10 protein-coding genes and 2 pseudogenes are annotated in these 12,945 nt (G+C 66.2%); 11 read left to right on the forward strand and 1 reads right to left on the reverse strand.

Annotated elements, in window-relative coordinates; genetic code table 11:
- The first annotated feature begins 108 nt into the window (after positions 1-108).
- The 7 genes and pseudogenes from ACZ4MU_RS20165 to ACZ4MU_RS20195 all read left to right on the forward strand — a co-directional run.
- Positions 109-822 carry a hypothetical protein gene (locus ACZ4MU_RS20165; RefSeq protein WP_467878220.1) on the forward strand — a complete coding sequence of 238 codons (714 nt, stop codon included), beginning with the start codon at positions 109-111 and terminating at the stop codon, positions 820-822.
- Positions 819-1,073 carry a hypothetical protein gene (locus ACZ4MU_RS20170; protein WP_467878223.1) on the forward strand — a complete coding sequence of 85 codons (255 nt, stop codon included), beginning with the start codon at positions 819-821 and terminating at the stop codon, positions 1,071-1,073. The genes ACZ4MU_RS20165 and ACZ4MU_RS20170 overlap by 4 nt, the downstream gene beginning before the upstream one ends.
- A gap of 1,087 nt (positions 1,074-2,160) precedes the next feature.
- The gene (locus ACZ4MU_RS20175; protein WP_467878226.1) at positions 2,161-2,484 is read left to right on the forward strand and encodes a hypothetical protein; all 324 of its coding nucleotides are present in this window, start codon (positions 2,161-2,163) and stop codon (positions 2,482-2,484) included.
- Positions 2,485-2,540: 56 nt separating this feature from the next.
- Positions 2,541-3,179: a hypothetical protein gene (locus tag ACZ4MU_RS20180; protein ID WP_467878228.1), complete on the forward strand. Its 639-nt coding sequence runs from the start codon at positions 2,541-2,543 to the stop codon at positions 3,177-3,179.
- A 49-nt stretch (positions 3,180-3,228) separates the two neighbouring features.
- Positions 3,229-4,221 (forward strand): DUF317 domain-containing protein, encoded by a 993-nt coding sequence (locus tag ACZ4MU_RS20185; RefSeq protein WP_467878230.1) that lies wholly within the window; start codon positions 3,229-3,231, stop codon positions 4,219-4,221.
- Between the two features lie 999 nt (positions 4,222-5,220).
- Positions 5,221-8,175, forward strand: a complete 2,955-nt coding sequence (locus tag ACZ4MU_RS20190) for a tetratricopeptide repeat protein (protein WP_467878233.1) — start codon at positions 5,221-5,223, stop codon at positions 8,173-8,175.
- Positions 8,176-8,289: 114 nt separating this feature from the next.
- A pseudogene (locus ACZ4MU_RS20195) lies at positions 8,290-8,450 on the forward strand (transposase); the annotation flags it as partial.
- 162 nt (positions 8,451-8,612) lie between these two features.
- Here ACZ4MU_RS20195 and ACZ4MU_RS20200 read toward each other — a convergent pair.
- Positions 8,613-9,191, reverse strand: a pseudogene (locus ACZ4MU_RS20200) (transporter); the annotation flags it as partial.
- Positions 9,192-9,433: 242 nt separating this feature from the next.
- Here ACZ4MU_RS20200 and ACZ4MU_RS20205 point away from each other — a divergent pair.
- From ACZ4MU_RS20205 to ACZ4MU_RS20220, 4 genes are all read left to right on the forward strand, one after another.
- On the forward strand, positions 9,434-9,910 hold the full coding sequence (locus ACZ4MU_RS20205) for a hypothetical protein (RefSeq protein WP_467878236.1): 477 nt from the start codon (positions 9,434-9,436) through the stop codon (positions 9,908-9,910).
- 437 nt (positions 9,911-10,347) lie between these two features.
- Complete coding sequence (locus ACZ4MU_RS20210; RefSeq protein WP_467878238.1) at positions 10,348-10,977, forward strand: RNA polymerase sigma factor; 630 nt, start codon at positions 10,348-10,350, stop codon at positions 10,975-10,977.
- Positions 10,974-11,978 (forward strand): CU044_5270 family protein, encoded by a 1,005-nt coding sequence (locus tag ACZ4MU_RS20215; protein ID WP_467878240.1) that lies wholly within the window; start codon positions 10,974-10,976, stop codon positions 11,976-11,978. The genes ACZ4MU_RS20210 and ACZ4MU_RS20215 overlap by 4 nt, the downstream gene beginning before the upstream one ends.
- A 118-nt stretch (positions 11,979-12,096) precedes the next feature.
- Positions 12,097-12,762 (forward strand): peptidase inhibitor family I36 protein, encoded by a 666-nt coding sequence (locus tag ACZ4MU_RS20220; RefSeq protein WP_467878243.1) that lies wholly within the window; start codon positions 12,097-12,099, stop codon positions 12,760-12,762.
- Positions 12,763-12,945: the final 183 nt, after the last annotated feature.

Below are 12,945 nucleotides of genomic sequence, written 5' to 3' on the forward strand. Positions count from 1 at the left end.
AAGTTGATACGTGCGCTGCACAATCAGGTTTGAAGGATGCGCTGTTCCGATCGAGCGCAGGCCGCAAGGGCCTGCGAAACGGCTGCAACGTGAAGGTGCGGATATCGAATGGCCCACGATGACGCCTACCACTGGCCTCCCGAGCTGTTGGAGCTTCTGATCGAGCTGGTGCCACGGCTGAGCCGAAGCAAGGACGGAGTCCTCGGGTTCTTGCGCGGAGCGGGCGTCAGTGAGCAGCTGCTCGCCGCACACCGGCAGCAGCTCGCCGCTGACAGATCAACGATTAGCAAATACAAGATTGTTCGTACCGTGCTCAGCCAGATCAACGAGCAAGGCGACGCCGGCCTGGGGGTTCGACGAGAGCTGCTCAAGCGGGCGATCGAGTTCGAGGACTTCTCCACACTGTGGCCGGACGATCGACTACCGGCACAAGGGTTGCAGGCAAACGTGCGAAGCCTGGTGAACGTCAAGGACTCATTCACCAGGATGAGCCAGGCGCGTGACGATGAACGGGCAGCACGCTTCGCGGCACGCACCGCCGAGTCGGAACGTCTGGCTCGGCGGCGCGCGGAGTTTCAAGCACTTCGCGGCCGACTCGCCAAACTCTTCGACGAAGCGGACCCGCGAAAGCGGGGCACCGCCCTCGAAGACGTACTGAACGATGTGTTCAAGGCCGAGGGGGTCCTGATCAGGGAATCCTTCCTCCTGCGTGACGAGGACGGCCATGTGCCGAGCAGATCGACGGCGCGCTGGAAATGGACGGGGCCCAGTACCTCGTGGAAATCAAGTGGCGGGGTGAACCCGTCGAGATCAACGCAATGAGCCGCCACCTCGTTCGGGTCTATGGACGTTCGGAAGTCCGCGCGCTGTTCATATCGGCATCCGGGTTCACCGGGCCGGCGATCAAGGAAAGCGAGCGGGCCCTGAACCAGCGAGTGATCGTTCTCGGTGAACTACGAGAACTCGTCCTCCTGCTCGAACAGGAAGGTGAAGTCGCACACTGGCTGCGCGAGAAGGTCCGCATCGCTCAGCTCGACCGGCGCCCCCTCGCCGTGCTGGGCACCGACTTCTGAATCACCCCTGACCCAGGAGCAAGACTTCACGTGCGCGTCACTGCGCCAGCCACCGCCGGAGCGGGGCTCGGACCCCAGCCGTTGTGACACCTGGTCATCCGGGGCCGACCTGCAGCTGACCAGGGCTGGGGCTGTACCGAATTCGGCAGACGGGCGCACCTGGACGCCAGACGCGACACGAGCGCCCACGAGGAAGTCGAGCAGGCAATCAGAGGCACGCCCGACCACAGGAAGCGGTGCAACGGCCTCGCCAGGATCCGGGCCGAGCGTGTCGAGCGCGTTCCTAGCCTAAACCTGACGCACGAGGGACCGCCGCGGATACAAGCCGACAGGGGTCCACATCAGTCACAGCAGTCACACGCGAGTCACCAACAGCGTCGACGCACCTGAACCACAAGGACCCAAGCAGGGCAAACACTCCCGACCTGGACTACCTAGACGCCACGAGACGCATTCGCCTACCTGTGCCATGTTGTCCCGAGGGAGGGGCCCAGGACCAGGACCGGAGCGTGTTCTGGCCCGTCAACGCGGTATTGCAGGGTGTTCTTCGGTATCTCGCTCACTCGCCCGAGCCTCTCATCTGTCACCTGCACACCCTCATCCAGGTCTGTCCCCGCGCGCAGCACGCAGCCGCGTACGCCCGGATGATCCGCGCCGACCACGCCCGCCGCAGCCTGCGCCTCCACGGCGAACGCCTCGCCCAGAGCGCGATGGACACCACCCTGCCCCACCGCGCGAAGGACACGATCCGCCAAGCCGACGCCCTAACCCGGTTCCTCGACGATCTCGCGGGCCGCTTCGCCCCGCACGCGGGTTCTGTGCCGCGCGCCGCGCTGCCACCGTCCCCGGCCCGGGACACCAGCGAGGACGCCCTCGACGAGGAACGCCTCCTCATCGCCACCGCGACCGCCCACCCTGCTCAGGCCGGCCAGATGCGCTGGCTTGTCCCCGAGGACTTCGCGCTCCCGGTGCACGCGACGCTGTGGCGATGTGTGGCCGCGCTCACCCATCGCGGCGACCGGTCGACCCCATCACGGTGCTCTGGGAAGCCCAGCACCGCGGCCTCCTCCTACAGGGGATCGCTCCTGTGGATCTGCTGGCCTTGCTGTCCATGCCGGTCGGCTCCCCGGAGCACTGGGGCGAGAAGGTCCTTGAGCGTGCCCTGCTCAGCCGCGCACAGAGCGTCGCCATTACCATCGCCGCCTTCACCGGCGACCCCGCCAACCGCCCCCACCAGCTCATCACCGGCAGCCGGCGGGCGCTGGCCGACCTGACCGCCATCCGCTCCCGCTGGCAGCAGGCCACCAACCCGGCCACGCCGCGCACCGCCCGCCCCGCCCGCACCCCCGCTGCTCCTCGGGCCGGTCCGCCACCGCGGACCGCCCCGCTCCCCCTCCGAGTCACTCGCTGAAAACCACGGTCCGGGCCGACCTCAGCGTCGGCCCGGACAGGCGAAACGAGCCGGCTATGCCCGACACCGCACCCGACGCCCACGTTCTCCTCGCCCTGCACCCCCAGCACCCCAGCGCCGTCGTCGCCACCCTCAGCGGCAGCACACTCCACACCGCCCGCGCCACCCTCGCCTCGGAAGGCTTCCGGCCGGTCACGGACGGCACGATGCTCCTCGTCCGGATCGACCACGAGGAGCCCTACTACGCCAACATCACCGCAGGTCTGCTGCGCGACGCCGGCATCCCCGTGGAGATCACCGAGCCGCTGCGGCAGGAGATCAACACCGAGTGGACCTGGGCGAGCCACCCGATGACCTGGCTCAACCGGGATGAGATCCGGCTCGTCTCCGCCGACTCCCAGAAGATCCACGACGACATCGCCTCGGGTTTCCTCACCATCCACCTCCACGCCCACGAGGGCCACACCACCGTCGCGGTCGGTACCTACCGGCACGCCGACAGCGTCCATCTCCATGGCGAGGACCATCTGCGGGTCATCAGCGGCTCCTACGACACACCCAGCGAAGCCATCGCCGACTTCGAGCGTGTACGGCGCCGTCGTCCGCCCCGGCCCGCCTCCGCCCACCGACACAGAACGGCAGGCCGCCCAAGCTCTCGCCGGCACCTCGGCGTCGGAGGCAGCCACCGCCGCTGACACCGACACCCAGGTCGAACCGCAGGCACCGAAGTCGGAGTTGGTGCCGGTGTATGCCGCCGACCGCGGCGACCACGAAGCCCTCCTCAAGGACTTCCTCAACTCCCAACCCGCCTGGGAGAAGTACCGCCCCCACGACGAAACCACCATCGCCAGCCACGAATCCCTCACCCCACGCATGGAGTTCGAGCACGAAACCGGGCCGCGCGACATCAACTGGACCGTCGCCGCCTACGAGACCCCCGTGGGCGACCGCCTGTGGCACGCCACAGCCACCGCCTCCACCCCGACCGCGATCATCAGCACCCTGCTGGACACGCTCGCCAGCGAGAACGTGGGGGGTCGCGGCCCGTCCAGCGTCACCGAGGCCGCCATCGCAGAGTCGACCCGTGCACTCACGGATGCAGGCTGGACGCAGTCCATCGACGGACGGTACATCGCCTGGGAGGCCCCCGGCGCCGAGAAGGGTGGCGTACAGTTCGACGCCTTCGCCGCCCAGAACCCCAACGGCCTCCTTCCCGCATGGACCGTGTGGGGCGGTCATGCCGTCCACCAGCGCACCTGGGCGTTGTCGGCGCACGCACCGACGGCCCTGGTGCAGGACATCACCTTCGAAAGACTGAGGGTCAAGGCACCCGCCTCGTACAGCCAGCAGTTGGCGGGCCAGAACTCCGGACCGCGCACGCTCCCATGCCGGTGGCAGCAGCGCCACCAGCTGCGCAGCCCCCTGGGCGCAACCGGTGAGCCTCTGTCCGGAGCGCATGACATGTTCTGGGTGGGCCTCGCCGTCCTGGTCGCCTGCGGGACCCTGTCGCGGCAGCTCATCGGCCGCCTGCGCTCGGTCGCGAGCGGCATCGCCATGGAAGGTCGCTGCATCCGCCGGTACTCCTCTACACGGCAGCGAGGGCAACACCTACTGGCACCACGTCCACGCTTTCCTCACGCTCGAAGGCCAGTACGTCGGGTTCGAGGAGGGCGCTGTACTCTCCGAACCCGGAGACGCCTCACCATGCTGAACTGGCTCAGCAACCCCGCACGGTGACGCTGATCTTTTCGTCGCATAATGGGGTGGTGCGTGCTGAAGATGTTGCGAGCGAACCCGAACTCTTCTGCTGGATTCACTTCACACGGAAGGGGCAGCCTGTCGTTTCAATGGATCGGCAGGCAACAGCCGTGCGCGTATCCGTGCCCTTTCCCGCGGACTTGGTGAGGTTGAGCAGACTCCCCAGCAGCCTTCACCGGAATACCAAGGTTCCGTTCTGGGTGAGCGGCACGGGGACGGAGTGCAATGTCTCTATGGAACCGAACGGCGGCATTCGGGTGCGGCTCATCCCCTCGGACAGCGCCGAGCGGCGCGCCGTCTGGGGCGTTCTAGTCAGACGCGTTCTGCGCAACCGGACATATCGCCCTCCCCGGGCCCCTGGGGCTCGACGTCCTGAACGGCTGAGTCTGCGGTATGACGACCGTTCGCCCACGACCAGCGTCCGGACGATCTCCGGCGGGTTGCCAACGCTTGGGCGTGATCGCTGATCAGGCGGCGGGTACTAGGGAAGACGTTCCGACGGGGTCGGGGGCCACGACCGCGGCGTCATCACATCCGGGGTTAAGGATGCGGCAGGACCTCCCTAGTGCCGATGTCACACGAAGGTTCGTGGGGCTGTCCGGTGGGTCAGACGTGGCTCATCGGACAGCCCCTGGCTGCTAGTGGCGACGCAGCCAAAACAACAGCAGACCAACAATCCCGGAACCGGCAGCACCAGCGGCACCGAGTGCCGCCTGCCGGGCGAGCCGACGCCAGAAGCCCGCCTGGCAGGTACGCGGTCGCTTGCTCTCGTCGGACATGGTCATGGTGTTTCACCTCCCCCTTCAGAACCGGGGTCTGTACCCCGGTCCCGATCGTGACCGATCCTGGCCGGGAAGAGAGCGCCGGAGCCCCTTGGAAGCGTTGCCATTCGCAGGGGCAGCGCGGGGCCTGTGTTGCCGCCTGAGGCGGCAACACATCGGTTGCGCACAAGAGTTGGTATGCCGCGATACTGACCCAATGCACAACGGACAGGTGCCCACCCCTGGAGAGGCAGACGAAGCCGTCCCGGTCCGGCCGAAGGGACGTCTAGCCCCCCTGAAGGACGGGCTGGCCCCGGAGAAACAGGCCCTGGCTGAGGACCTGCGTCGCGTCTTCCTCACCCTGGGGGTCAGCGTGCGGAGCTACGCCGTAGACCGATACCTCAACCCGAGCACCGTGACGCGCTACCTCAACGGTGAACGGATCCCACCGTGGGACTTCGTCGCGGGCGTGATTGCGGACGTGCAGGAGACGCACGCTCCTCTCGCGCCCGAAGCAGCGGCGGTGCTACGGCAACTGCACCAGGACGCTGTCAAGACCAACCAACACAGCAGTGAAGCGCAGGCGCTGCAGGCCAAGCTGGCTGAGGCCGATGAGGAAACCCGACGCATCAGGACGCGGCAACGGGCTCTTCGGGAAACGCTGCGAGACCGGGAAAGCCGCCTAGCGAGTGCCCGAGGCCGGTGCCGAAACCTCGAGACGCAGTTTGAGGAACAGCGGCTCGTCCACGGGGCCGAAGTGCAGTTGTGGCAGGGCGAATACCAACGACTGCAGGAGGAGTGCGGTGACCTGCAAGCGCAAGTGGTCTACCTGCAAGAGGGCCTGACTCTTACTCGCGCTGAGCTGATCGCCACCGAGGACCGGTGTCACCGGCTGGAGACCCGGCTTGAGACCGTCCAGGAACTTTGTAAGAACGGGCGGGAGAACAACGAGACTCGCTCAATCATCTGGAGACTGGGAGAGCTGGCGGACCACGATTCCTCAGTGCTCGAATTGCTGCGAGCTGTGGACAAGCTGGAGCTGCGTACCCGGCAAGCCATGGAGAGTAAACTGTCACCGTCGGCCAGCCAGTCTCGCCCTATCGAAGAAGTGGTGGGCCTCCTGGCCGCGCTGGCCATCTACCGGGACACTGGTGATGCCCAGGGGCAGGTTCGGGCTCTGTTTCGACTCGGTACTCAGGCTGCCAAGCAAGCAGACACCCATCGGGCTGCCGAGCACTTCGGTGAATGCGCTGATCTCGCTGCCGGACTCGGCGACTATGAACGTGCGGCTCGGGCGCTGGCCTACCTGGCTTCCTACCACGGCGGCAACGGTGATCTCGATGAGGCGGAAACATACTTCGCCGACGCCCGGGAGATGGCCAAACATCTGGGTAACCCCATCGTTATCGCCCAGACTCTGCAGAAAACCGCCGAGTATCTGTGGCACCGGGGCCGGATCGGTGAGGCCGTGACCCATCTGACGGACGCGGTTCGCCTACTGGAGGGGGCCGAAGAGAGACGCGGCTTGGCCAAGGCCAGGATTGCGCTGGGAGAAGCACTTGTCGTCGCGGGCCGATGGCAGGAGGGCGCCCAGGTCCTGGAGTCGGTTAGATCCGGGGAGTCGGACGATGCATCCTCAACTACCAGGGCTCAGGCATCGCGTGCGTTTGCCGTTCTCTACTCGCGCCGGGGCCTCCATAGGGAGGCCATGTCTGCGATCACCATGGCGCTTGACCAGTGCGAGCGGTCCGACGATAAGTCGGCCATCCTGCCCTGCCGGATGACTCTGGCTAATGTGCACGCCCGGAACGAGGAGTGGGCCGAGGCACTCAATCAGTACGACACGGCCGCCGAACTTGCTATGGACCAGAGGGACCTTCATGTGCTCCTCACCGCTCGCGGCATGGCCGCGGTGTGCCGGCTGCACGGCGAGGAGCAGGGCCAGGCCATCGCCGAGATCACCAAACTTATGCCTGTGACAGAGCAGTTGGGGATGCAGTCTCTCATGGCCGCCCTGCATCTCAACGTCGGGGCACATTATGCGCACTCCGATGATCACGAGCAGGCAGTCTCTGGATTCCGCAAAGCACTCGCCCTCATCGAACAGCTCGATGACGACACCCTCCGCGCCCCCTGTCTGCTCAACATGGCCCGCTCGTATCGGGCGCTTGGCGATAGCGAGCGATCCCGCGCGCATGCACGCGAAGCCTTCGCCCTCCACCACGAGCTCGGCAGCTGGTCAGGCGCCGGCGAGGCGCTCGCGCTGCTCATGGGGCTGCGCTTGGACACAACATCGGATGACTCCGGAGAGCCCACGCTCGATGACCTAGTTGGCCCCGAGCAGCAAATCGACGATCGCGTCCTGAAGGCCATCGGGTCTCGTCTGCGCGCTGTCAGCGACGGACCCGTTGTGAAGGCGGATCGTGTGGTCAGCCGTTTCACTACCGCCATCACTGCCGAGCGGAAGATCAATGTCTCGAATGCCGTACGGCAGGCACTAGCCGGAATCAACATCGAACATCTCACTGCTCGCTTTGGTAACTCCCGGCAGACATGCGTGGTCTGCAATCTCGTGATCGACGAGACAGGTGAGGCCGAACTACTCCTGATGGACCACCAGAGGGTGGATCCACTCATGCTGCGGCTGGCGCATCCTCACTGCGCAGTCTCGACGGTGGTCGAGCTGAAGGACAGGGTGCCGAAGGAACCGAAGGTCGGCTTCGAAGTGGAATGCATCCTGTTCGGCGGGGACCGCGCAGGGATCATTGCCGACTGCTATGGCGGATGGGGCTTGCATGGTGATGGGCAGGTCGAAGATCTCGTCCTCGCGAGCTACTGCAAGGCAGGATTCACTAACCTGCAGAAGCTACTCCCGACGGAGGGAAGTAAGCCGCTAGATCTGCGTGACATCCCTGATGTAAATCTCGATAGCGTTCAGGCTCATCTCAAGGGAAAAAATCTCTCGATCACCGGCTCGGAAGGCCCGCTTCTGTATCGCATGCCACTGAATTTCTTTTCCCACTGGTACCGAAAGGCGGTCGAGGGGCCGTTGATCGTCGTAGTGGGTAGGAACCTGCAAGGGATGGCTGCTGACGATCCCTCCTACCTACTCCGTGCCATGGCTATGGGAAACGCGGTGGGCGGCTCCGTACCGCTGACCGTGGCGGCCTAGAACGTCGTCGTCTGCGCAGGCCGGAGGCTCACCGACTGCGCCCGGCAAGCTGCGCGGGTAGGTCGTGTCCGAGGGGTCGTGTGACGCTCCCGCTGGGAACTCGTTCCGTGGGACATGGGGCGGGGAGACCTTCGGATGAGGAGTGGGCTCGGCTCGAGCCGCACTTGCCAAGGAATCGGGGGCGGGGCGGGCGCTGGCAAGGCCACCGCCATGTGATCAACGGGATTCTGTTCCGGCAGCGGACCGGCCTCCCCTGGCGGGACCTGCCGCCATGTTAGCGACAGGGCGATAGATAGCAGACGATCCCCGGTTAGCAAAACCGGGGATCGTCCGGACCATTAGTGGTCCACCGCCATTCCCTGCCCGTCACGTCTAAAGGCCGCATCACGACGAAAGCCCACAACTCCACACACCGCCAGCGCTCCAGCGAGAGAGCTCTATGCCGCCGTGTAGCTGAGGCGGAACAGGTCCTGGGCACGCTCCAGGTCCCGTTCCGTACGCAGTTGCAGCTCCAGGTCCCCCGTGCCGTGGTGGCCGAGCCCCGTCACGTCCCGGGTGAAGCCGGGGATGAGGTCGACCTCCTTCGGGTCGGCCTTGAGGTAGACGAGGAGCTTCGCCTGCTGGGGCACACAGACGCTGGCGAAGTTCCGCAGCCGTCGGTAGGCGCGGTACTGCTTGCGCTGTACCCGGGAGACGCCGTCGCCGAGTCCGACCAGGACCTCGTCGACCGCCTGGGCCAGCTCGGCCATGGCACGGCCCTGCTGCCGGACCGGCGGCACCCCGGGCGCGCGGCTGCGTACCCGCTTGGCCTCAGCCGAGTGCCCCGTAAACGAGGCCACGGTCTCAAGGCCGAAGTGGTCGCTGCCGAAGTACCGGTAGCGGACCAGGTCGATCGAGCGCCGGTGCTCGCGTACGGCGTGTGCGTCGTAGCGGGTGAAGTCGCCGGCCACGCAGATCAGCCGGGGCGCGCTCCACAGGATCTGGGACGCAGCCGTCACCCCGAGCCGGTCGCGGACCTCCGGTACAGTCCCAGGGCAGCCGCACCGCCACACTGTTGCGGCGAGCCCTCGAAGATGTGGCGCGGGCGGGGGCCACCACCACGTGGAAACAGCTGGCCGAGCGGGTTGGCCTGGAGCTCGCCCACCTGCCCGATCCCAGGCGCCGGGACCTGTCACGCGGCCCGCCCCTGCCCCCACCGTTCCGCGTTGCGCATACGGCGTACGGCCACCACACTCCTCCCGTACCGGTATCGGCTGCCATGCCGGAGGCGCCCCGCCCCGCGGAAGCGCGGGAAGCGCAGGAACAACTGACCCTCCTCAAGGCCCAGTTGGCCGCGGGCCGTGCCACGTTACCCCGCGCCACCGGCCGTCGCGCCGCCCGCCTGGCCACCACGGTCAAGGACGGCGAGCAGCACCAGCGGCTGTATCAGGCTGTCCGGCAACGCAGGCACGAGTTGCGCGCGTGGCAACACGAGAGCGAGCGGCTCTTGGACGACCTCGACCGCCTCATCGGCCGCCCTCTGCGGGCGTCTACTCCTCCGAAGAAGAGCACGCCCGCCGTCCCGCCCGCCGCCGTGAAGAGCCCCGCCTCGCCGGGGCAGGACCAGCGCACGTTCCAGGCACAGGCGGCAGCAGACATCGCCCGACTGACGCAGCTGTTCAAGCAGGCCCGTGATGCCGACGACCTGAACGAGGCCAGACAGATCCGCAAGGAGGTCTCACGGCTGCCCCTGTAACGGGGCTCGTGACCGTGTGGGCCTGACCAGGTGGAAGACCTCCCGGGCCGCGTAGCGTTTGAGGCAACGGACGTTTTCGCGTCGGGTCTTGCCCTCCTTGATACGGCGTTCGTAGTAGTCCTGGGTGCGCGGGTCGACGTGCAGACAGGTGACCCACTCGACCAGCCTGGGGAGGGCAGGTCGAGTGCGCCAGGCGCTTGAGGAGAGAGACAGATGCCTCCACCCTCAGAATGCTGCACTTGTCGGGTCCCAAGGGATCTGAGCTCGCTGCGCCTGGGTACACCCGAGGTGACCTGCCCCGGCGAAGCCGAGGGCGAGGCCAGGAGAGGCTGTGTCCAGCTCCCATGGGCCTCGATCACTGAGCAGAGATCGCGGCTCACGGCGGTAGTACCCACACGAGCAGTGGAACTGGCGTGTCTGAGCGGACACTAGAGGTTGTGGCACATACCAATCGAGCACCATCCGGCGACGCAGGAGCTTTTGAAGAGCTGTTCGATGCCCACGCACGCGCTGTATACGCACATGCCCTGCGCATGACTGGAGACTGGGCGACAGCCGAAGACGTGATGTCGATCACTTTCCTGGAAGCCTGGCGTCTGCGCGACAAGTTATGCAGCGACGTCTTACACCCCCGAGCCTGGCTGTTGGGCATCGCAACAAACGTGCTCCGAAACAGGGCCCGCGCCGCACGTCGGCACCGCGCAGCGATGGAACGGATACCGCGAAGCGATCGTGTACCCGATTTCTCGGACGAGGTCGTCGACCAGATGACCGATGGCGAACGGCTCGCCGTGGCCAAGAGAGCCCTGGGTCGTCTCCGTCGCACCGAGCGCGAGGTGTTCGGCCTCGTGGTGTGGTCTGGGCTGGGATACGCAGACGCAGCCGCGGCTCTCGGCGTGCCTGTCGGCACGGTCCGCTCGCGCCTGTCCCGCGCACGGGAGAAGCTCCGCAAGTCACTCGAAGCGGAATCGGCGGAGAACGGTCGGTCTCTGGAACCCGTGCGGGTCAACGGACACAGAGGAGGCAGTGGGAAGTCCGCAGCTTCCGTCAAGGGGAGGAAACCATGACCACCGGATCTACGCCGCAGCTTGATGCAACTGAGTCCGTCGAACGGGACGAGCTCGCCAGGCTGGTGCCTGCTCCGCCGTACCGAGACATTGATACGGATCGCCTGCTGCAGCGCAAAGCGCATGTGTTGCGTGAAACGACCACTCCGGCAACAGGGCCGAACGAGTCGTTCCGGTCCCGACTGCCGCGTCGCCGCTGGGCTGTCGTTCTCGCCTCAGGAGCCCTTGTGGGAGCCGTCGTCGCCGGTGTGAGCGTGTTCGGCGGATCACCCCCCGACAACACTCCGCCCGCTAGCGCGGAATCGGCGCATCTTCTGGAACGCGCCGCTCTGGCGGCTGCCGAGAAGCCAGGGGGGGCGGTTCGGCGTGACCAGTACACATACGTCAAGACGGTTGGACGTAGTGCCGTGCTCTCCGAGGGGCCGGACGGTCAGATGCAGCGAAGCAGCAGGGATGAGGGTCTAGAGCAGTGGACCTACTCGGACGGAAGCCGTGCGACGGCGCAGAGCCGGGCCGGCGGGCCCCTGGTCACCTTGGAACCGCCGGGCGCGGCCTCCATGAACTCGCCCTCCTACAAACTCCTGTCCGGCCTGCCGACCGAGCCCGGCGCCCTGCTCGAAAGGGTCTACCAGGACGTGAGGCGCAATCACGGTGCAGACGACGATCAGGAAGCGTTCGTCACCATCGGAGACCTCTTGCGTCATTCCGTCGCACCTCCCGCAGTCAGCGCCTCCCTCTACCGGGCCGCTGCCCGCATCCCCGGCGTCGTACTGATTTCAGACGCCGTTGACGCAGCGGGTCGGCACGGAGTGGTAGTAGCAAGGGCACACGACGGCGAACGAAGTGAATGGATCTTCGACGCGAACAGTCTCCGCCTCCTGGGGGAACGAACCGTCCTGGTGAAGGACGGGCCTTGGGGTACGGCGGGCAGCGTCGTGACCTCCATCGCGATCGTCGGGCGTGGCGTTGTGGACAGCCCCGGACAGCGTCCCCACGCGTAGCAGGGCAGCGGCGAAGCGCGGGTCCCTGTTTGGCCGGTCTTTGACTGACGCCCCAACACCCCCTCTAGCTACGTTGATTAACGAAAATCGTTCGTACGTTCCAATCATGGGGGGGAACATGAGGTCGATTCGTGCTGCTTTAGGTGCCGCTGCGGGGGTCCTCGCTGCGCTGGCTGTCGCATCGCCTGCCGTCGCGACGGAGACTGCACCGCAGCCGGTGGTAGGGGTACTCTCGCCGGCCGAAGAGGCCCGGGTGCAGCAGGAGGCGGAGAAGAGCGAGCCCGTCATGGCCAACTACAAGGGCAAGAAGATCAACTTGGCGGAAAGCTGGGAAGGCGCGCAAGCCTGTACGCAGGTGACGGGCGGCGCGGTCTACTGCTTCGACAGCCAGCAGGAAGCCGACAGAGCACTGCCGAGCATCGACCCGGTCGCGGCTGCGGAAAACAAGAAGCAAGCCGCACAAGCAGGCAACCGGAGTGGGGCATCCACTACGGACATCGGGGACTGCAACAGGGTGTGCTTGTTTGAGCACTCCAACTACACAGGCCGGATGTTGCAGTGGTATCAATCCGGCAAGAAGAACCTCGGCGACTGGGGCTTCCGTGACAAAGCCAGTTCAGGCTGCGTGCGCCGAGCCACTGGTGGCGTTCTCGTGTATGACGCGCGCAGCTTCCTGCCCGATCCCTACATGGCGCTGGGCAACCCCGGCTGCTACGACTTCACGAAGGTCGGATACCCGACCGGCGGCAGTTGGAACGACAAGGCCGACTACATAGAAATGTAGAAGCATTTGGCTCGTGCTCTCGTAGCCCGTCCCTGGCGACGGGGACGGGCCGGCACACCGGGAGCTGGATCGCGCACTGGGCGGGGCAGCTCCGAGCCAACCAACAACACGCTCATCGACGCGAAGCGATCCCCGCGTACGAGTTGGCCGACTGGGCCATGCGAGCCAGGCTGAGGGCGGGGC

It is taken from the genome of Streptomyces sp. NPDC026377 (genome assembly GCF_055567715.1).